The sequence below is a fragment of the Tritonibacter horizontis genome, assembly GCF_001518015.1.
Lineage (GTDB): Bacteria > Pseudomonadota > Alphaproteobacteria > Rhodobacterales > Rhodobacteraceae > Epibacterium > Epibacterium horizontis.
Map to the genome: position 1 here is coordinate 29201 of NZ_LPUY01000064.1, position 21421 is coordinate 50621.

Below are 21421 nucleotides of genomic sequence, written 5' to 3' on the forward strand. Positions count from 1 at the left end.
CCTCCTGGTGTCGTAATCTGTTAGCGGATGCGCGCGCCGTCGGCGCTGAACACAAAGATGCGCCCCGGCTCCGGCATGACGGTCTGAACCGTCCCATGCATGCCGTGCCGCGCTCCGGCCTGTTGAAAAATCACTGCGTCTCCCCCCTCGAGCGTGCCATGTTGGTAGGAGACCCCGCCGAGCTCTTCGGCCACGTCCACGGTGACCCGCAGGCCGTTGGATGCCGTCACGTTCAGATGTTCCGGCCTTATCCCCAACACGATGCGGGTGCCGGTTTCAGGGCGATCTGACACCGGCACCTCCAGCACCAGATCCGGCTGACCATCGAGCTGCGCCACAACAGCGGCGGCACTGTGATCGACCACGGTCGCGTCGAAGAAATTCATCGACGGGGAGCCGATAAATCCCGCCACGAAGCGGTTCGACGGGTCATCATAGAGGTCAAGCGGCGCGCCGCTTTGCTGGACGTAGCCCCCCTGCAACACAAAGATCGTATCGGCGAGGGTCATCGCCTCGACCTGATCATGGGTTACGTAGATCATCGTCGCGCCGAGCGCCTTGTGCAGGCGGGCCAGCTCGAGCCGCATCTGGACCCGCAATTCCGCATCAAGGTTCGACAGGGGTTCATCAAACAGGAACACATCCGGGGCCCGCACGATGGCCCGCCCGATGGCGACCCGCTGGCGCTGGCCGCCCGACAGCTGCGCGGGTTTCTTGTCCAGGTGGTCGACCAGTTGCAGGATCCCCGCCGCAGCGCGGACTTTTTCGGTAATCTCGGCCTTTGGTCTCTTGGCCAGTCGCAGGCTGAAGGCCATGTTCTCGAAGACCGATAAATGCGGATAGAGCGCGTAGGACTGAAACACCATGGCGACGCCCCGGTCGGCCGGGTCAGCATGGGTTACATCGCGACCGCTGATTTCGATCTTGCCCTCGGTGGTATCTTCGAGTCCGGCAATCATCCGCAGCAATGTTGATTTGCCGCAGCCCGACGGGCCGACAAAGACCGCAAACTGGCCTTTGCCGACATCCAGATCCACCCCTCGGATCACATCGATGGCGCCAAATTTCTTTTTGACCCCTCTCAGATGCACGCCAGTGTCCTCCATGGCGGCTCCCCCCTTGTTCATTTCAACCCCGCCGGTGAGATGTGTTTCACGCGACCGACAGCCGGATCAGGCTGTAGGAGAAGGCCGGCAATTCGCCCGCCACCGCACCATCAACAACACCGAGCTTTTCCCCGGCACGCGGGACAATGCGATTGGGGGCGTCGTGGGTATTGGCGATGCGCGCTTCGCTGGCGTCCCCGCCCATGACCTTGTGTTCGATCAGCTGCACGTTTTCGAACCCGGTGAGGCTCAGATTGAACTCCATCGTCTCGTCCGGGCTGCGGTTGATCGCAAAGACGGTGATGGATTTCCCATCCGGCGCCAGCACCCCGGCCACATCGAGATAGTTCACATCCTGCGCGGCATCCTCGCTGTAGCGCGGGCAGTCCACCGCCACATTCAACGCCGTGCCGCGCCCATAAAGGCTGGCGAATTGATAGGGATAATAGATCGACGTCGCCCAGGCGCTGCCGCCGGCCTTGGTCCGGATCGGGGCAATGACGTTCACAAGCTGCGCAATACAGGCAATCTTGACCCGATCAGACTGGCGAATGAACTCGTTCAGCAGCCCACCGACAAAGATCGCATCCTCGAGGTTGTAATCCTCTTCCAGCAGCGCCGGCGCCTCGGGCCAGTCCCATTCGTGCCAGTTCTTGCTGTCCTGCTCGCGGTTATGGTACCAGACGTTCCACTCGTCAAAGCAGATATAGACGTCGTTCTTTGCCCGTTTCTTGGCTTTGACATAGTCGATCACGCCGCCGATGGCCTGAATATAGCGCCCGGTTTCCTCGATCTTGGAGAAATAGTTCAGGCTGTTGCGACTGCTGTTGCCAAAGTATTTGTGCAGCGAGATGTATTCGACGTTCTCGTAGCATTCCTCCAGCACCTGCCGTTCCCAGTCAGGATAGGTCGGCATCTGGTCATTTGACGACCCGCAGACAACGGTTTCAATGCCTTTGCCAAAGGCTTTGACCGCTTTTGAGGTCTCATCCGCGAGGCGGCCGTATTCCTTGGCCTCCATGTGGCCGATCTGCCAGGGGCCATCCATCTCGTTGCCAAGACACCACATATTCACGCCATAGGGGTCTTCGACCCCGTGACTGCGGCGCAGATCGCTCCAATAGGTGCCCGAGGGATGATTGCAGTACTCGACGAAGTTGCGCGCCTCCTCGATGCCGCGCGTGCCGAGATTGACCGCCAGCATCATTTCGATGTCGGCATCCTTCGCCCAGCGGGCAAATTCGTTGATGCCGACCTGGTTGGTCTCTTTCGACCGCCAGGCCAGATCAAGACGCACCGGACGCTCTGCCTGTGGCCCGATGCCATCCTCCCATTTATAGGCGGAAACAAAATTGCCGCCGGGATAACGGATCGCCGGGATTTTAAGCCCGCGCACCAGTTCCAGAACATCCTTGCGGAATCCATCCGCATTGGCTGTGGGATGATCCGGCTCGTAGATGCCGCTGTAAATCGCCCGCCCCATATGCTCGATAAACGCCGAGTAGAGGCGGTTGTCGATCTGCGCGACCGTAAAATCCCGATGTATCGCTGCGTTGCCCTTCATGTCCCCTCCGAGGCGTCATTCCATGTCTGGAGTGACCCTAGGCGGGCGAAAGGTTATCAATCAATTTACATTTACCTCTATCGCGTTGATAGCATTGGTAACGAAAGGGGCAAAGGCGTTCTCAATTAGCCCGTTGACGCAACCTGTCCCGGACCAAGCCCACCAGGCGTTCTGCGGCTGCAGGCATCAGCCGGTCGCGAGGACGCAGGATGTGATAGGGCTCGATCGTGATCGGGCGCAGGGTGTCAAGCAGAACCAGATCCGCGCAGTACGGTGGCGACAGCAACAGGTCAGCGACCTCTTGGGTCACCACGGCAATGACGTCGGATTCCCGCAAGAGGGCCATGATCGCGACCACTGACGCCGTCTTGATCAGGTTTCTCGGCAGATCCGTTCCTTCTTCGTGAAAGGCGATCTCCAGCGCATGGCGGATAGGGGCACCCCGATCCTGCATGGTCCAGAGATAGTCTCCGAGATCGGCAAGCGTCACCTGACCGGCTGCCGCCATCGGATGATCGCGCCGCACCATCAGCAGGACAACCTCATCCTGTGCCGGTTGGATGTCGAAATCGCGGGAATAATCGTGGGGACCGACCCGGCTGAGGGTGAAATCATAATCCCCCCGCTCCAACCCCCACATCAGGCTCGACGAGGATGACACATCAAGCGAGACATCGACCCCAGGGGCCTGGCGTTTGAGTTCCAGGATCGCGGGGATCAAGGCGGCCAGTGCGCCCCCGGTGACCGCCCCGACCCGGACCGCGCCGCCCTTGCCGTCCAGATGGGACGCAAATTCCAGCGACATCTGGTCGATATCATGCACCAGCTTCTGCGCATGTCGGGCCAGAACCTGTCCCGCAGGGGTGGTGACCATGCCTTTTGGTGTGCGCTCAAACAGTTCCGACCCGATCTGCTCTTCCATATCCGCCAACATCCGCGATGCGGCGGGTGTGGTCATTGCGCAGGCATCCGCCGCCAGGCGAAGTTTGCCATGGCGCGCGATGGCGGTGATCAGCCGCAACTGCACCGGACGAAGAGAGCGAAGATAGAGGTTCACGGGGCGGATCTTCTCGCAAGGGGATGGGATCTGAAGGTCTGGATGGACGTTCGGGGCTACATTCACGCTGAGAAGACCGGGCATCAACCCCTTTTCGGGACCATTCCGCGCGCCCGCCGATGCCTCTCCGGGCCACATGATCACGTATTTTCGGGAACGATTTGCGATCTCAAAGCGTTCATGTGTCAACAACATCCAAGGAGACGACACATGGAATATGGCATTTTCGGCCTACTGGTACTGGTCGCGGACATCTATGCAATTTTGAAGACATGGAGCAGTGGCGCGAGTACCGGCGCAAAGATCTTGTGGACTTTGCTGATTCTGGTTCTGCCGCTGCTCGGGTTTATCATCTGGTTCTTCGCGGGGCCGAAGGGGCGCGCAGTCTGAGGCCCGCAGCGTGCAGCGCACCATGGCAACCACCACCGGTCTCAAACCACAGGCCTCAAACCTCTGGCGCCAAACCTCTGGCGCGCCTGCCGCGTCACTGACGTCAGAGGTCACGACGGCGGGGCCGACTCTGGTGCACCAGCCCTTTGTGCGCGAAAAAAATGAACAAGGCATGGCGAACGTCTCAAAGACCTCGCCCTGCCCGAAGGCAACACTTTGAAAGATAAAAAGAAGTGTATGGCGAGCCGTGGAGGACTCGAACCCCCGACCTGAGAATTAGAAGTTCCCTGCTCTAATCCAGCTGAGCTAACGGCCCGTCCTATCCCGCTGTATCGGTCAATTCCTTCTGCCATGTCAACGTGGTAGTTGACCATAGTCTCAGCCATGCGCAACGGGGGCGATTGCAACCCGGCACCGGTGAGGCCGCGCAGGGTCAGTCGTCTTTCGCATCCGGCGTGCCATCCGTCAGCAATGGCGGCGCAAAAGGGTCAAACGCGACACCATCCAACACTTCCTCCTGACGTGCCGCGAGAAACGTCGCGGTCTCGGCGGGAAATCTGTTGTGGATTCGCAGAAATATCACCTGTGCTTCGCGCAACAGGCGGCTCGCCGTGGAAAACGCAGCCTGATCACCGCGCGCCTGCGCGTGTTTCAAAGCCAGCGCCTGTTTTTCCATATTGTCGAATGCCTGTGCGAGGGCTTCGGCGTTCGAAGGAAATCGATCCGCCGGAGGACCTGGATAAGCGTCACTCATACTCTTTCCGCCACCACACAGTCACTCTACTCCAGACCGCCAACCGCGTCGGAATAGCGGCCTCGGTCCCATCACCCGGGGGAAACAAAACACTCTTTAACAAGATGATCTCCTCCCGCTGACAGCAGGGAGGGGGTCGGCGACCCCCAACTAAAGGGGACAGGGGATCGCCGACTTAGCGCCACCCTGCGAGCCTGATGTACACCAACCACACCAAACACCGCATTTTCGGGTCACGCCTGTTTGCGGAACACTCAAATACTCGGTTAAAAAGATGACATTCTTAAAGAAATTTTCACTCAACATTCTCCCGCACTCACTCCGTGATCATCGCATTGGTTGGCGCTGAGTGCACCTGCAGCACTGTGATGAATGCGTGAAAACTTCGCGATTGAGGACATTGAATGCGCCGTTTGCCTGGGCTCTGGGCAGGACTTTTGACAGGCCGATACCTAAGGCCCTGCAGCGCCAGCCCTCAACCGGGCTCCTCCGTGGCCACCGCCGCCCCGACCGGGTCTGGCGCAGCAATCCCCCCAAGGCCTGCACGGTCCTGCGGGCGATAGGGGCCGCGACTGATCAGATCATCGATTGGGGCAAATCCTGCCGGATCGTCCTGCGCTGACTGGTGCCACGAGGACAGGGCGATCGCCAACTGGCGAGAAACAATCGGCGCGGCAACGCTGGTGCCGGACATGCGTACGACCGATCCCGCGCGCGCCCCCGCTGCCCGCCGACCTGGGTTTACCGCAGCGTCATCGGCGCAGGCATGTAAGGTCACGTTCGCGCCCTCAGCCAGCGGGCCACCCGGACCCGCGGCGGAGTAATTGGACAACGCCTGCCGATTTCCGACCGCCGCCGCCACTGTGACGATATCACGCCCACCGCAAAGCGCGTTCAGCGTTCCCGCCCGGCTGACCGCACAGCCCGCTGATTCCAGTTCGACCGACATATGACCGTCAGCCGCATAAGTCACATAGGCGCTGTCTTCGAGCCAGGACCGCTGACGGACCGGGTTGATCTGGTTGGGCACATCGTTTCGCAACACCCGCAGCTCAATGTCCCGCAGCTGCCTCTCTCCCGGGGCGAGAGAGACTTCGACGGTCCAGTCGCCACAGGGCGGCAGCGGACGATAGGGGTCTTTGGCGGCATTTGGTGGCAAGGCCACGGTAACAATTTCCACCCCATCGCCCGGTGCGGTGTCGCCCTCTGGTGCAAAATCGCGCTGGAACCCGTAGTAGATCCCGAATTGCGCCAACCCGTTGGCGCCATTGTTGTCGGTCTGTTCGACCAGCTGCAAGGCGCTGTCCAGTGCCATCGGCCCTTGTGGCAAGGCCGGAGGATAAAGCCCCGCCCCCGTTGGCGGGGTAACCTTGACCAGAAGGGACGCATGTGTCGGCTTTTGTGCCCGCCGCGCCACGGCAATTTCCAGATAGGTCGAGCCTCTGTTCTCCGGCGCAACCCGCAAGGTTGCCCGGTGCGGCGCACCGGGTGCAATTTCAGCACGCGCCACGAGGCGGGATTGCAGCGTGTTCCCCGCAGGCAGCACCACCCTCATCGGCGCCCCATGGGTCTGGTGCCAATAGTCCATCGCCTGCTCGAGCGCCGCGGCAATCAGATGGCCGCCGTTTTTGCCAATCCCGCCAAGGCCGAAACTGAGGTTCAGCACCAAGGGAAACGCCTGTCCCGCCGTAGCCATCATCGTTTCGGTCCGCCGCATGATATCCTGCACCCCGAGGATCATGGCCCCCGCCATGAAGGTGGCCCCGGTATCGCTGACCAGTGCCGTCGGCAGGTTGACCGCAAGGATCGGAAATTTCTCCGGATCGGTGTCGATGGCGTCGCCGCGCCCGGCCCCTGCCGCAAGATCGGCAACATGCGTCCCATGCAGACGGCGGTGACGAAACGGGCTGTGCCCGGCCTGTCCGATCACGGGCAAGGCCTGATAAAACCGGTCCTCGTCGAAATCCGCCCGGGCCAGCCGTTCTTCGATCTCCGTCCGCCCGAAAACATGGCCAAAAGGCACATCGGACGTCGTGCCCCGCAGACATTGTGCATCTTGCTGCCAGACCGAGGCAAACCGACTTCGCCGCCCCTGCCCCATGCGAAAGTTGGGATGTGCGAAGGCAATACCGTCGTCAATAACACCAATGACCGTGCTGTCCGACGGCACGGCAGGAAGCTCCAGCGGCGGCGTCGTTCCAAGCGGGGCACACCCGCATTGCGCCGCTTTCGGCAGGATCGGGGCAAACAGTGTCCGGTCGCGCAGCCCGTCCCGAACCCGCTCCAGCAGGGCGGCCAGAGGGTCGGCCTGATCCGGGATCGCGCCCCCGCGATGCAGCGCCTGCGCCTGTTCCGGCGACATCAGAATGGGACGGGCGGGCGCCGCTTCGTTGCTGTCCTCCAGGTCCAGCGCCAGCAGGCTCGCAGCCTCCCCCTGTCCCACGGCTTGAGCTTCGTCTTGCAAGGTATACCACCAATGCGCTGCCGGGTGGCGCGGCAGCGGGTTGGTTGGGCCTGCCGTTTCAGTACGCCAGTACAGGGGCATGCTCAGCTCTCCTGTTCCGGGGCACCGCGCCGCAGCTCCGCACGACAGGCAGACCAAAGCCAATTCAGCTGCGGGCTATAGCGCAGGGGCAGCTCGCCTGTGGTCACGGTCGTGACGGTCTGACCGTTGATCGCCCCGCCATCGCGGAGTGATGCCATTGTATCCACAGTGTAATCCGCCGCACCAAAGGCAGACATATCGGCATCCAACTTGCGCCAGGGCACCGGCGTTTCCGCGGCTGGATCCCCCGGCGCGGGGGCTTTTACCCGCGCAAGGACATATCGGGCAAGCGTATCGCCCAGCACCGCCCCTGCCGCACTGTCGACGGGGAAATGGACCCCCGCCACTGTCCGGCTGGCCGCGATGCGCACCGCGAGACGGTCACATTGAGTGTTGAACTGCTGCAGCCAGGCCGCCCGCTCTCCCTCAAGACCCTGGGAGAGTTCCTCTGCCAGCGCCTTGAACAGTGTTGCGAGAAAGATCGCCTCGGTCGCGTGACCGCTTGGCAGCGATCCATGTGCAGGCGTCTGGATCATTGGCTGGATCTGCGGCGACAGGCAGGAGGGCCGTGGACAGCCAAACCCATGTTTGATGCGGAATTGAACCATCGCGCAAAACCGCAGGGCCGCCTGAATAAACGCCAGCGTGGCCTTGTTCCGAGCCGGGTGAATATGCGCCAGAGCGGCAAAAAAGGACGTCAGATCCGTAAGCTGAACATCAATTTCTTCCATGCGATCGGCACGCAGATCCGCGTAGTGGTGGAGGTAGTCCAGTTGCTGCGCAAAGACATCTGGGCCCGGCGCCGCCAGCCGCATCAGTTCGACCAATGGTCCTGGGTGCAGGGCGTCCGAGTGGCACAGATATGCCACCCCTCGCAGCGGGCCATCCTCGGGAACGACCTGTTCGAAATCAATGAACAACGGAGCCATCAGTTCATAGTCGATTACCGCCGTCTGCGGCGGACCGGAAAGATGGCCAAGATCGGGGCTGTCGATCACGCTGCGGGCCGTGACCTCTGGCGGTTGCCAGCTGCCGGTGATCCCTTCGCGGGCCAGCATCAGGGCCGTCATCATCGCCGCGCTATGACCCGATCCGGAAAACGAGGCGCCTGTATGGCCTGTGTGCCCAGTATGACCCGTGTGTCCGGTATGACCCGTGTGTCCGGTGTGACCTGTGTGCCCAGTATGGCCCGTGTGTCCGGTGTGACCTGTGTGGCCCGTATGCCCAGTATGACCCGTGTGTCCGGTATGACCCGTGTGCCCAAATCTCGCCATTGTCCCCAGTCCTTTGAGTTTGAAATTCTGCCATGCATCGAAAATGGTTTCGCCGAGGAGCAAACCAGCGAGACCTCAACAGCCTTCGTGAAAAATTCGTGAAATCCGACAGTTGCAGGTCGGTCAGGCAAGGCCGGCGCGGCGCAGATTGCCTGAAGGATACTCCGGCTCCGCAAGGTCCTTGATCTCGAACCCCGGTTCCAGATCGCGGATCTTTTCAACCAGCTGCTCCATCGCATCGCCATCACCACGCTGATGTTCCAGCGCCGCAAGATAGCGCAGCGGTGGGCGAAAACTTGGGACCAACGAATGCGCCATGCGGCTGTGGACCCGGGCCTCTTCAAAATTCCCGGCAAGCGCGGCCGATACACCCGCCTGCATTTCCCACCAATGCCGAGAGCGCGAGAAACGCCCGATCTGCAGGGCCCGGCGCGAAAACCCGACCGAGGCCTCGATCTGGCCCGCCGCGATTTCGGCATTCGCCCGCGACGCCCAGGCCAAGGGATTGGCCGGGTTCAGCGCCGTGGCATCGCGCGCCAGCTCGCCGGCGGCCAGAAAATCCTGGCCCGTCAACAGGAACACATGCGACGCGGCCGCCTTGAGCGCGGCATTCTCCGGCTCTTCCTGCAAGGCGCGCCGCGCGAGGTTCGCGGCCAGATCCGCCTGATAGCCGGGATCCAGATCAGTGTTCTCGACAATCAGGTTTGCCTGAATGAACGCCCGCCAGGCCAGAAACACGCCTTTTGGCACAAGCTCATAAGCGGCCTGCAAATCTGCATTCGCCTGTTCCAGATCCGGCTGATCCATGCTGAATATATTTCGCAACGCCCGAAACCCAAGGAGGCTGGCGTTGATCCGGGACTTGCGGCTTTCACTCAGTGTCAGCGCGTCAACTGCCGCCTCCTGAGCGCGATAGGCGAGTTGCAGCAGCTCCTCGGTGTCGCAGCCCAAAAGCAGCTCCTGCTTTCCACGCCAATGTGCCGACCAGTTGTGCTGCCCTGCGCCGCTGCCCGGCATCACCACCCGCAACAGCGTTTCTTGCCCTGCCTCGAGGATCTGCGATTTGATCAGCGTGTGGCTGGCGGCATCGGCGTCCGTTGGTGCGGTTCGTATGTCCAATGGCGCCAGATCCGACAGGCCTTTCTCGATCCGGTTCTGGAACACCTCGCTCGCAACAGAAAGCGCCAGTTCGTCAGAGGAGATCCGATTGAAAAAAACGATCGGTTCCCCGGTTCCGGTCGACGTTGCGCGTCCCGCAACATCGTCACGATTTGGGGCGGCAAGGATCCGATCCGGCGGGTCGCGCTGTTCGGTCAGCCAGCTGTCAAAGGGCGCCGGGAGCTCCAGCCCCTCGAGAAAATCCCCTGCACAAGCATCCTTCGGCGGACATGCGGCATTGCTTGTCACAAGGGCGCCGTTCAGGCTCAGCATGCCATGTTCAGACAAGACCACATCCGGGTGATCAAAGGCTTTGCGGATCAGACGCAGCTCCTGGCGCAGACTAGCAGAGGCCTGCGTTTTCCCGCGCCCCTGCCAGAGCAGGTTCTGCAGCCAATCCCGCGTGCGCTGCCCCTTGCGCCCGGTGGCAAGCGCCGCGATCAGCGCCTTTCCGCGTTTGCTTGGAACATGCACGACTGTGCCATCCGACGCCGTGACTTCGAACGGGCCGTACAAATTGACGTGAAATGTATGTGTCTCCGTCACCCGTTTCGCTCGCAGTCCATCCCAGATCCCGTGGCGAGTATCAGGAGATCAGCGCCCGTCTGTCAATGCATCATAAAATTTGAATGACGCCGTGATGCAGAGACCACGGCGATCGCCGGAACCGGAATTTACCCGGATTTGCGCAGGATCCATCTGTCGCTGGACCAGATATTCTGATGGCGGATGTCGCCTGGCAACAGGGTGACAAAGCGGTGTCGCCCGCCCCCCGCGTCGATCCAGCACAAATCGACAGGGGCGTCGCTGGTGTTCTGCACCGTGAGCGTTCTGGGGGTCGCACCTGGGCGGATGGGCGGTGCCACCGGCATCGACGCGTCCTCAAGCCGCGCCTTGGCCCGCGCCTCGGGTTTCGCCGCAGCCAGGGGCGGCATTCGAGGCTCCGTCCCGTCCCCGGCAAGGAGCGCAGCGTCGGTTTGGTTCGGCTCAGCTGGCCTGATCTGTTCTGCAGCCGACGGATCGGGATCAGCCCCATCGGTTTCACCATAGCGCCGTCCGTCGACCGCGATGAGAGAGGTGAAAAAAGCAAGCTGCGTCAAGGCGCCGAAACAGGCCTGTCGCCCCTGTGCGCCATCTTCGCCAACCAGAAACCATCGCGCCCCGTTCCAGATGGACAGGGTGCAGGTGCGTGGGTTTATGCTGATCTCAAATTTAGCGGGCAACTGGCTGAAATCCAGCACATGCCCCGCGCAATCCTCGACAATCGAAGACCAGAACGTCGCATCGTCATAGGTGGTGTCTGTTACGACATAGGTGGCCATGTTCCGCTCTGACGTGCCTCTGGGGGATGCGCCCGGACCATCCGGGCAGCAAGTGCCCGGACAGTGCCACAAGAGATGTTAACAGCCCGGAAAAGTAGCGTTAAATCAGTCGCGAAAGCGAAGGCCAGCCCGCGCCCGCGACCTGAGATGTGAAAAAACATGACCCGCCCGAACCAATGCACGGTTCGAACGGGCCACTTGCAGGTCGCGTTGCGGCAGGACGCGCTTAGCCCAGGACCGCCTTGACCGCCCGCAGCGTGCCGGCCACCACCTGATCCGCCTCTTCGCGGCTCAGGCAGAACGGCGGAGCAAAGCCCAGAATATCCCCCTGCGGCATGGCACGGGCAATGATCTTGTCCTGTTCCAACAATTTGGCCGAGACCTGCGGCCCGATCTTGTCGGCCGCGTCAAAAAAGGTCCGGCTGTCACGATCTTTTACGAATTCGACCGCACAGAGCATACCATCGCCGCGAATGTCACCGACATGCGGATGGTCGCCCAGCGCCTCGGCCATTGTTTTATTGAGGTAGGCGCCAACCTCACCGGCGTTGCTGACGAGGTTCAGTTCCTCCAGCAGCTTCAGGTTGGCGACACCCGCCGCCGCGCCAATGGGGTGCGCAGAATAAGTCCAGCCGTGGCCGATGGGACCGTTCTCATCAGTGCCCTGTTCCAGAACGCGCCAGACCTTGTCGCCAATAATAGAGCCGGAAAGCGGCGCATAGGCAGAGGTGAGACCCTTGGCGATGGTGATGATATCCGGCTCGATCCCGTAGTGGTCGGAGCCAAACATCGTGCCCAGACGGCCAAACCCGGTGACAACCTCATCCGCGACCAGCAGAATATCATGCTTTTTCAGCACCGCCTGAATGGCGGCCCAATAGCCAGCGGGCGGCGGGACAATGCCGCCGGTGCCGAGGATCGGCTCGCCGATGAAGGCCGCAATGGTGTCCGCGCCTTCCCGCTCGATCAGCGCCTCCAGTTCGGCGGCGCAATGGGCGACGAACTGCTCTTCCGTCTGGTTCAGATCCTCGCGGCGATAGTAATAGGGCGCTTCGGTGTGAATGACCTGCTCGACCGGCAGATCGAACTTCTTGTGAAACAACTCCAACCCGGTCAGCGATCCCGTCACCAGACCCGAGCCGTGATAGCCCCGCCAGCGCGAGATGATCTTTTTCTTCTGCGGGCGGCCCAGGATGTTGTTGTAATACCAGATCAGCTTGACGTTGGTTTCATTCGCGTCCGACCCGCCGAGGCCGAAATAGACCTTCGACATGGTCTTGGGCGCGCGGTCCAGGATCATTTTGGCCAGCGTGATGGATGCCTCGGTGCCATGGCCCACATAAGAGTGATAATAGGCCAGTTCGCGGGCCTGATCGGCGATCGCTTCGGCGATTTCCTGTCGGCCATAGCCAACGTTGACACAGTAAAGCCCGGCAAAGGCATCCAGAAGTTTGTTGCCGTCGCGGTCTTCGATGAAAACACCAGAGGCGGTCTTGATCACCCGGCTTGGGCTTTCGCCACGGGCGTGCTGCGCCAGATGGGTCGAGGGGTGAAAGAAGGTATCGCGATCCCATTGGTCCAGTTGATCGTTCTTCAGCATGTCATGTCCTTACTTGGTATTCTGTCCAGCGCGGCCAAACGGCGGCGCGGCGAGCGTGATTTTGATGTCAGGGCGCTTTGGTCGGCCTGCCCGGGTCCCCGGTACCTTATCCCCAGTCGCGGCAGACATATTTGACGTCCGTGAATTCTTCCATGCCGAGACGCGCGCCTTCGCGCCCCAGCCCGGATTGCTTGGTGCCGCCAAAGGGGATCGGCGCGCCGGTGACTTTGGTGCGGTTCACCGCCACCATACCGAATTGCAACGCACGGCTAAGTCGATAGATCCGGCGCGGATCATGGCTGTGCACATAGGCGACCAGACCGTATTCGCTGTCATTGGCCCGTTCGATCACCTCGTCCTCGCTGTCAAACGGCACAATCGCGGCCACGGGCCCAAAGGTTTCTTCGGCAAGGATCAGGGCCCCGGCCGGCACATCCGTCAGAACGGTCGGCTGATAAAACAGGGGTCCCAGCGCATGCCGCTCGCCGCCGCAGGCCAGCGTTGCGCCCTTGGCCAGTGCATCGGCGACGTGTTCTTCTTGTTTCAACACAGCCTTTTCGTTCATCAGCGGGCCAATATCCGGGTCGTCCATCCCTTTGCCGATCGTCAGCGCCTTTGTCGCCTCAACGAACCGATCACAAAAGACCTGATAGATTTCGCGTTCGACAAAAATCCGGTTGGCGCCAAGGCAATCCTGACCGGAGGTGGCGAATTTTGCCTTGATTGTTTCCACCACGGCGCGGTCGAGGTCGCAATCCTTGAACACGATCACTGGCGCATGTCCGCCCAGTTCCATCACCAGCCGTTTGACCGTATCGGCAGATTGCCGATAGAGCAATTTTCCGATTTCGGTGGAGCCGGTGAAGGACAGCGCCCGCACCCGTGCATCCCGTGTCCAGGGCTCGACCACGGTGGGCGCATGGCCGGTGACCACGTTGAACACGCCCTTGGGGATGCCGGCGCGTTCCGCCAACTCCGCCAAGGCCAGCGCGCTGAACGGGGTTTCGCCGGAAGGATGTGCCACCACGGTGCAGCCCGCCGCCAGCGCCGCCGCCGCCTTGCGGGTCAGCATGGCCGCAGGAAAATTCCACGGGGTGATCAGCGCGGCGACGCCGACAGGTTCGCGCCACAGCTCCACCTCGGCATCCGGCAGATGGCTGGTGACGCCTTCGATGTTCGGCCGTTTGGCCTCCTCGGCATAAAATTCGACAAAGGCCGCGCCATAGTCGATTTCGCCGCGCGCCTCTGACAGGGGTTTGCCTTGTTCCAGCACCATCAGCCGGGCGAGATCTTCCTTGTGTTCGATCATCAGATCGAACCACCGGCGCAGGATGCGGCTGCGCTCTTGCGGCAAAATACCGGCCCAATCGGCAAATGCGGCCTGGGCTGCATCAACAGCGGCGGTGGAATCCTCGGCCGTCATGGCTGTGACATCGCCGATGACATCCCCCGTCGCGGGGTCCGTTACCGAGATGACCTTGCCCGTGGAGGATGCGCACCATTTTCCATTCACGTAGGAAAAGGACCGCACCAGCGATTTATCACGGATCTCCGCGCGGGCGGAAAGAGCAGATACCGACATGTCGAAGCCTCCTTTGAACATGCCGCGAGTCTGCACCTGTGAAACAGAAGATGTGACTGAACATCCCCGTCCCGGCAGAGGATTCACCCTGTACCGAGCAAGATTTCAAACGGAGGCGCGCCCAAACCCTTGACCGGCTTGGTCACGATATAGGTGAAATAGCGGCTCAACCCGATCCGGGCATCCAGCATCGCGTCAATCAGACGTTGGTAGGCGTCGATGTCACAGGTCACAATCTGTAGCAGGTAATCGAAGCCGCCGCCCAACGCCCAGCAGGCTGTTACCTCGTCGTAGCGCTGCATGCCGGCCTCGAAAGCCCGAAAACTGGCAGCCGTGTGATCCGCCAGTTCCGCGGCGACAAAAACCGTCACATGGGGGCCAAGTTTCTTGAGGTTGATCCGGGCGCTGTACCCTTCGATCAGGCCTGCTTTTTCCAGCTTTTTCAGGCGTTCCCAGCACGGTGTCGGCGACAGGCCCACCTTGTCTGCCAGCGCCGCCTTGGTGATGCGGCCATCATGAGACAGAACGCGCAGAATTTCCAGGTCGCGCTGATCCAAAAGCATATCAGTCCTCAACCACGCCGATCACGGCCACGCAGTCGCCGGATTTTATCAGTCCGGGGAAATGGCGGCTGATCAGAATCCCGCTGCGACGGGCATAATACCCGGTCGGCGCAACACCGGTCCGATCCTGTGGCCAGACCCGTGCGATCAGCGCACCAGCCTCGACCGTCTCTCCCAGATCCACCATGATCTCGAACAACCCATCGCCTTCGGCAAAGAGAAAACAATCGCCATCCGGCATATCGAGGTTGACGGTCGGCGCGATCTGCATCTCTCCGGCGAGGATACCGGCATGGATCAGCACGTTGCGCAGCCCTTTACGGGCAATTGCATTGCTGCGCGCGGACGAGCTGCCGCCGCCGCCCAGTTCTGTGGTCACCAGCACCTTGCCCATGTCCTCGACCGCAGTGTCATACATGCCCGCGCTGTCGATCTCCAACAACTGCACCGAATAGGGCGCGTTGAAGGCTTTCATTGCGGCGTAGCAGGCCACTTGCAGGGGCTTGTCGTCAAGAATATGCGCGGCTGCGAAAGGGACAAAATCCAGCGTCTTGCCGCCCGAGTGGAAATCCACGGCGATATCCGCCAACGGCAACAGGGTGCGTTGGAAATAATCCGCGATCTTCTCCGTGACCGTGCCGTCTGGCCGCCCTGGAAAGGACCGGTTGAGGTTCCCCCGATCAATGGGCGAGGTCCGGGTCCCGGCGCGAAACGCCGGAGCATTGAAATAGGGCACGATGATCAGGCGGCCTGTCACATCCTCGGCGCGGGTGGTCTGCGCCAGTTCCTGCAGGGCGACCGGACCCTCGTACTCATCGCCATGATTGGCCCCGGTCAACAGCGCCGTCTTGCCCTCGCCATTCTGGATCACCGTCAGCGGGATCATCACCGACCCCCAGGCGCTGTCGTCACGGCTGTAGGGCAGCTTCAGAAAGCCATGATGCACGCCGTCCTGATCCAGCGGAATGGTCGGAGAGATCGGATTCGCCTTCATGTCGTCGTCCTTTGCCAGCCCTGTCATGAGAACCGGTTCAGCAACCGGTCAGCTGCCAGCAATACGGCGACTGCGCGCGAATTCAACCCCTGTGCCGGTTTTGCCTGCCCGACAGACGCGCCGACGCCCCATGTGGATGCAAGCCGGGCCGCCGCTAGGGGCTGACGGTGGCCCCAGATCGCAACGCCCCGCCCCCTGTCAAAGCGCCGTCAGGCCGTGCTGCGCTTTTTACGGGCGACCGGCCCCGTGTCGGGCGCAGGATCAGGGCCAGGCTGCAACGGGCTGATATCGGCTTCTGGTTGCGGTGCCTCCTCCGCCGGCAGCTCCGTCAACCCTGGCGCAGGCGGTTGCAACGCCTCGATATCAAACGAAAAATCCATCGCATAGACGCGCTGACCATAATCCTTCAGCGCCGACAGAAACGCAGGATCTCCCCGGTAGACTTTTCGCTTGCTCAGGGCAAACTGCGGCAAATCCGGATCGGTCGGGATTTCCTTCAGGATCACGTAACTGCGCGCGTTCAGCTCCGCCACTTCCGCCGCGATATAGGCCTCCTGACCGCTCGCAGGGGTGGTGATGTCGATGTGACCCGCCGCGTCGATGGTGCCAGTTCCCAATGCAACCCGACGCCCGTCGTCAAACAGATAGGTGATCTCGATAGAAGTTGTTGTCATAACAGCTTTCCTTCGTTCATTTTGCTCGGCAACCGCGTCAAACGGTCGGGGCTTGCTTCAGCGCTTTTTGCACATCTCCACCGGTCTTCCAGGCGTGTTCCTCAAGCGGCTGTTTCAGGTAGCAATCCCTGTCTTCCTTGCCGACCACATATCCGTAGGGATCGGAGTTGGCGGCAAACATCAGCGCCTGTTTGTATTCGGGGTCGCCCGGCAGGATCAGCCCTTCTTGCAACCGCTGCACCAGATAGTCCTGATAGTTGTGGGCGTTTTCATGCACGATGGTGTCAATCGTATCGAAGAAGTCATCGAACGTCGCCTCTTCGTGGGTATTGATATTGATCACATTGGTCGACGGGTTGAACGACCCAAGATCGCCCGGTGGCTCCGAAAAGGTCTGAACCGTTGGCACCGGCATTCCGTAGATCTCGCATTCCGCCTTTAACGTCTTGGTCAGCAACGCGACCTTGCGCTCGGCGGAAATCATCGTGCCGGGATCGGTATCTGCCCAATTGGCGCGCGCCGCCTGCAGTTCCTGATCGTCGCGGATCGCCTCCTTCAGCTTGTCGCGCCGTTCATCATCCACCTTGATGAAATCCGGATCGAGTTCCATCGACATATAGACCTTGATCTGCAATTCGCGCTGCTTCTGGGTCAGGCTCTTTTTCTGACCGCGAAGCGCGTTCAGCAAGTCGATTTTTTCTTCCGTCGTCTTTGTTTTCAGATCGGCCGGGTCGATGGCATCAAGCTGGGTTTCGGCCACGGTCGCCTTTTGCGCGGCTGCCAGATCCGCCGCCGCATGATCGGTTTCCTTTGCAACCAGCGCATTTGCGGCCTTGCCGACATCGGCAACAAAGATCAGCGCCGCGTCATAGTCGTGACCGAAAAAGGCCTTGCGATAGAGCCCCATGACCTCGTCGAACCGGGCAACCAATTTTTCCAGCTCAGGCGTCAGGGGACGCATCGCATTCGCTTTGGTATAGGTCGCACTGATCTTCGCCCACTCGGCCGCAACCGCATCGCGTTTCGGTTTGAGCAGATCGTGCTGCGCCTTCACCGTCAAAAGCTCTGCGAGGGCGGTTTTCAGGGCTGCGAAAGCGGCGCGGGCTTTGGTGTATTCCTTGGCCTGAAAGAGACCAACTGCGGCTGAGAGGCTGGCGCGAAACACCGTGATTTTATCCTCTGTTTCACGGTCAACCGGCTCCATTGCATCTGCGAGATCCCGATCGGTCTTCAGCGCCGTCCATTCATCCGAGAACCATTTTCTGTCCGCGACCAGCCTGTCATGATCCGCCTTCAATCCTTCCAGCTTCACCAGAACCGGTTCCAGTGCCGCGAATTTTTCAAGGCCAAGTACGAAATTGTCTTTTACATCAGCGTCATCACACTCATCCGAGAGGTCATCGACCTGTTTTTTCAGGTCTTTGATCTCATCATTGATGTCACTGAACTGGAGCACTGCTGCCACACGCGCGACAAACACATCGTTGTATTTCGCTTCGAATTCGGTTTCACGCAGACCCTTTGCCGCTTGTGCCCCCGCGACAGCGGCCTGTGTCTCCGCAGAAATCACCGCTAGCTCGTCTAGGACGGCAACCGCTTCGAGATATCGTTCATCGGCCAGCAAGTCTTCGTATCGCACCCACTTGTCATTCAGTCGCCTGTCGAACGTGTCAAGATCCGGGGCATTGTCCGCGGTCTCATCCAACGCATCATCGACATCCGGCTCGACCACCAGAACCCGGTCCGCGCAGGCCTGCCGCGCCGCCGCTTTTGCCTTGTCGCTCTCCGCCTTTTCCGCCAGCACCGCATCGGCCTTCGCCACGGCATCTGTCAGCGCATCCATTGCACCAGGCGCGGCCGTTTTATCCGCAGCGAGCAACACATCCCATGCCGCCGTGAAGGCAGCAAAAAGCCCCATCATCTTGTCGGTATAGGGTTTGACCGCATGGGCGTCGTTCAGCTTGGCTTGCACCTTGGCGTATTCATCACGCATCAGGCGGCGGTCCGCCTGAGCTTGTTGATCTGCCGCGTCCAGACCCGTCAGTTCCTGCGCCAGCGTTTCCAGTTCGCCTACCAGTGCGACGCATTTGGCCACATCCCCGGCGGTGTTATAGGCCTCGACAAAGCTTGCGATTTTCGCGTTCATCGACGCGACACAGGCCAAAAAGTCAGGTGTCGCCCCGGTTCTGCTTCGTGTCGCATCGGTCCCGTCGCGGACTGCGACAAAGCGCTGCAATGCGTCGTCCCGATCCGCCTGCAAGGCGGCGCAGGTGTCTTTCAGGTCGATCAGGCGCTGCGCGTCGATCAGCCCCTGACTGATCTGGGCGTCTACCGTTGGCCAGTCATTCACTTTCGCGGCTTCTTCTGCCGCCTTGGCTGCCGCTTCGGTGTCCTTGAACAACTGGGCAGCCTCGGTGGTGTTCTCCAAAGTCAGCTGGGCCTCGGCGTATTTGACGGCAAACTCACCAGACTTGGCTAGGACTGTCTTGCGCAAGGCCACAAGCACATCGAATTCCGCTTTTCGAGCCAACAGCTTGGCCGTTGCCCGCCGCAGGACGTCAATCGCCGCAAGTGCCCGGCCATACTCTTTTCCGTTCAGGCGCAGACCCGCAATCGAATCGGCGTTCTGGAAGGCGGTTACATCCGCTTTGAACTCCGCCGAGACCTCGTAGATCGTGCGGGCCACATCCAGGTCGCCCTTCAGCGCCCCATGCTCGCGCAGCGCTTGCTCCTTCAGTGCTGCGGCCTTGGTGATCTCAGCCTCTTCAGCCTGCAGTTGCGTGATGGTCGCAAGCAGCGATTTCAGCATCGCCTCTGCGGGCTTGAGCTTCTCGGCCCCGGTCAGCTTGTCGATCTGGGCGGACTGGAACACAAGCGCGCGCTGCAATTTCAGGGCAAGTTTGGTGTCCCCCGGAAGCGCTTTCAACTGGTCGATCTCTGCGGATTTGGCGTCGCGATCCGCCACCACCTTGGCCAGTGCCGCGCGCAGTGCTGCCCGCGCCTGTGCCGGCGCAATCAGCTGGTCAAAGGCCCGCAACGCATCCGTTGCCCGGCCAAAATCTTCGGACGTTGGCGCGACAGCGGCCAGCGCCTCGGTGACTTTCGTGCGCTGCGCTTCGAATGCGGCAGCTTCGTCCTCCGTCGCGCCCTCGGGCGTTGTCAGTTTCGCAAGTGACTCCAATAGGTTCTTCTTGCGTTTCTCGATGACGGTCTTTTCGAACTCGATCTCGGCAAGAAGCGTCGCATAAGCGGTGACTTTTGCCTTTGCACCGGTCAGGTCATCTGTGCGCGATGCGGCCGTTGCATCGGTATAAAGCGTCGCAGCATCGCCCGATTTATAGGGCATGAATGGCAGGGCAAGATCCATTCGGACCTTGTAGGCCTCCAGCTCCGCGCGCAGTGCCGCGGCATCCTCCAACGCCGCGATGGTCTTGGCCATCTCCGCGCCTGCGGCCGCCGCATCCTGCTGATCGGAGGTGTCTGCCGCGGCCGCCGCGGCCGCCAGCTCCCGCACCTTTTCAAACGACGCCAGGGCCGCTGCGTACTCCTCGTTTTCCAGCTTCCCCTGGGCAAAGGCAAAGGCCGCGCGCAAGCCATCCAGATCGCCTGTGCCCTTTTCAATCGCCGCATCAAAGAGTTTGCTGACCTCGATCAACTCGTCTGCCGCCCGCTGGCGCAGCCGCGCCGCCTCTGCGATCAGCAGCTCAACCTTGGTCAGCGTGACCCGCGCCAGATCCAGATCATTGCTGGAAACCGCCGACTGAATTTCACCGGCAAAGCCTTTGGCCTCGTTCAGCTTTTCAGGTAAAACCTTGATCGCCGCCTTGAGGTCCGGGCCAAGGGATTTCAACGCCGCCAGGATTTCCTTGCCAGTCTGCAATTCTTTTTTGCGGGTTTCGACGGTGCCCTCGCGCGCGCCCTCGGGGGCTGCGCTCTCGGCCTCGCGCAGCAGCTTGTTCACTTCCGCCGCAGCCTTGATCGCGACCGCAAATTTGTTGCCGTCAGCCTGTTCCAGCGCGTAGCCCCAAACCGCGCGGATCTTTGATACGTCACCGGCGTTGCGCTTCAGGGCCGCAGCAACTTCGCCCTCCAGTTTGGACTTGATCGCCAGCCATTTCGCCGCGTTCGGATCTGCTTCTCCGTCGCCCGCTGGTGGGCCGTCCGGCGGCGGCGGCGCCCCGGCCCCTGCCGAGGCGACAATCTTGTCCAGGGCGGCGCTGACCTTGGCCAGGCCCGCTTCCAGTTTCTCGACCTCTTTGGCCTTCAGCATCTCCACAAGTTGGGTATAGGGTTTGGTGAAGGGTTTGCGGGCATCCGCATCAAGCCCCTGCACCCGCGCGCCCAGCGCCTTCAGATCGCCCTTCATCCGAACCAGAACATCGCCCTCGGCCAGCGGCTCAGGGCTGACTGCTGCAGGCGGGGTCGGCGCTGTTTCGGGTCCGACCGGCGCTTCGGTCGGCGCCACAGCAGGCGGGGCTTCAGCCAAATCAGGATCGTCGGGCAGCCCCTCCTCGACATCGCTGTCGAGGATACTGCCATCCGGGCCGAGGATCTGGATATTCAGGTTTACCTTTTGGGATTTCAGATATTTCTTCAGCTTCTTGGCCATCGAAGGAAGCTCTTTGTCGCAGGTCAGCGACATCAGCTTGCCTTCGACAGTGACCGTGCCAAACGCGGCTTTTTTGCCGACACCTTCGTCTTTGGCAGCTTTCCCGACCACCTTGGCCGGTTTGCGCAGGTCGAGGCCGAAATAGTCATCGGCGGGTCCGCTGCCGGGGTTGTACCCAAAGGCCAGCGGTTTCTTCCGTGCCATTTTAATAAGGCTTTTTAGTTCTCCA

At 61.0% G+C, this 21421-nt stretch carries 15 protein-coding genes and 1 tRNA gene; 1 reads left to right on the forward strand and 15 read right to left on the reverse strand.

Features of this window, described 5'->3' with window-relative positions; genetic code table 11:
* Positions 1-20: 20 nt before the first annotated feature.
* The 3 genes from TRIHO_RS10915 to TRIHO_RS10925 all read right to left on the reverse strand — a co-directional run bounded on the left by TRIHO_RS10915 (position 21) and on the right by TRIHO_RS10925 (position 3727).
* Complete coding sequence (locus TRIHO_RS10915; protein WP_165595908.1) at positions 21-1106, reverse strand: ABC transporter ATP-binding protein; 1086 nt, start codon at positions 1104-1106, stop codon at positions 21-23.
* A gap of 46 nt (positions 1107-1152) precedes the next feature.
* A complete protein-coding gene (gene arfA / locus TRIHO_RS10920; protein ID WP_068243174.1) occupies positions 1153-2670 on the reverse strand; it encodes an arabinosylfuranosidase ArfA in 1518 nt (505 codons plus the stop codon).
* A 121-nt stretch (positions 2671-2791) separates the two neighbouring features.
* Positions 2792-3727: a LysR family transcriptional regulator gene (locus TRIHO_RS10925; protein WP_068243301.1), complete on the reverse strand. Its 936-nt coding sequence runs from the start codon at positions 3725-3727 to the stop codon at positions 2792-2794.
* Positions 3728-3937: 210 nt separating this feature from the next.
* Here TRIHO_RS10925 and TRIHO_RS10930 point away from each other — a divergent pair, with 210 nt between their 5' ends.
* Positions 3938-4117 carry a PLDc N-terminal domain-containing protein gene (locus TRIHO_RS10930; protein WP_068243177.1) on the forward strand — a complete coding sequence of 60 codons (180 nt, stop codon included), beginning with the start codon at positions 3938-3940 and terminating at the stop codon, positions 4115-4117.
* Positions 4118-4355: 238 nt separating this feature from the next.
* Here TRIHO_RS10930 and TRIHO_RS10940 read toward each other — a convergent pair.
* From TRIHO_RS10940 to TRIHO_RS11000, 12 genes are all read right to left on the reverse strand, one after another.
* Positions 4356-4433: transfer RNA gene (locus TRIHO_RS10940), tRNA-Arg, on the reverse strand.
* 117 nt (positions 4434-4550) lie between these two features.
* Positions 4551-4871: a hypothetical protein gene (locus TRIHO_RS10945; RefSeq protein WP_068243182.1), complete on the reverse strand. Its 321-nt coding sequence runs from the start codon at positions 4869-4871 to the stop codon at positions 4551-4553.
* A 475-nt stretch (positions 4872-5346) separates the two neighbouring features.
* Positions 5347-7416 (reverse strand): S8 family serine peptidase, encoded by a 2070-nt coding sequence (locus tag TRIHO_RS10950; protein ID WP_068243185.1) that lies wholly within the window; start codon positions 7414-7416, stop codon positions 5347-5349.
* A gap of 2 nt (positions 7417-7418) precedes the next feature.
* Positions 7419-8489, reverse strand: coding sequence for a phosphatase PAP2 family protein (locus TRIHO_RS10955; protein ID WP_068243188.1), 1071 nt, complete (start codon positions 8487-8489; stop codon positions 7419-7421).
* A 324-nt stretch (positions 8490-8813) separates the two neighbouring features.
* Positions 8814-10394: a transcriptional regulator, sarp family protein gene (locus tag TRIHO_RS10965; protein ID WP_232367770.1), complete on the reverse strand. Its 1581-nt coding sequence runs from the start codon at positions 10392-10394 to the stop codon at positions 8814-8816.
* A gap of 128 nt (positions 10395-10522) precedes the next feature.
* Positions 10523-11170, reverse strand: a complete 648-nt coding sequence (locus tag TRIHO_RS10970; protein ID WP_068243198.1) for a hypothetical protein — start codon at positions 11168-11170, stop codon at positions 10523-10525.
* A 226-nt stretch (positions 11171-11396) separates the two neighbouring features.
* Complete coding sequence (locus TRIHO_RS10975; protein ID WP_068243201.1) at positions 11397-12770, reverse strand: aspartate aminotransferase family protein; 1374 nt, start codon at positions 12768-12770, stop codon at positions 11397-11399.
* Positions 12771-12876: 106 nt separating this feature from the next.
* Positions 12877-14352, reverse strand: a complete 1476-nt coding sequence (locus TRIHO_RS10980; RefSeq protein ID WP_068243303.1) for an NAD-dependent succinate-semialdehyde dehydrogenase — start codon at positions 14350-14352, stop codon at positions 12877-12879.
* A gap of 83 nt (positions 14353-14435) precedes the next feature.
* Positions 14436-14915, reverse strand: coding sequence for an Lrp/AsnC family transcriptional regulator (locus TRIHO_RS10985; RefSeq protein WP_068243205.1), 480 nt, complete (start codon positions 14913-14915; stop codon positions 14436-14438).
* Between the two features lies 1 nt (position 14916).
* Positions 14917-15909: a N(2)-acetyl-L-2,4-diaminobutanoate deacetylase DoeB gene (gene doeB / locus TRIHO_RS10990; RefSeq protein ID WP_068243305.1), complete on the reverse strand. Its 993-nt coding sequence runs from the start codon at positions 15907-15909 to the stop codon at positions 14917-14919.
* 209 nt (positions 15910-16118) lie between these two features.
* Positions 16119-16583 (reverse strand): hypothetical protein, encoded by a 465-nt coding sequence (locus TRIHO_RS10995; protein ID WP_068243208.1) that lies wholly within the window; start codon positions 16581-16583, stop codon positions 16119-16121.
* A 37-nt stretch (positions 16584-16620) separates the two neighbouring features.
* On the reverse strand, positions 16621-21396 hold the full coding sequence (locus TRIHO_RS11000; RefSeq protein ID WP_068243211.1) for a hypothetical protein: 4776 nt from the start codon (positions 21394-21396) through the stop codon (positions 16621-16623).
* Between the last annotated feature and the right edge of the window lie 25 nt (positions 21397-21421).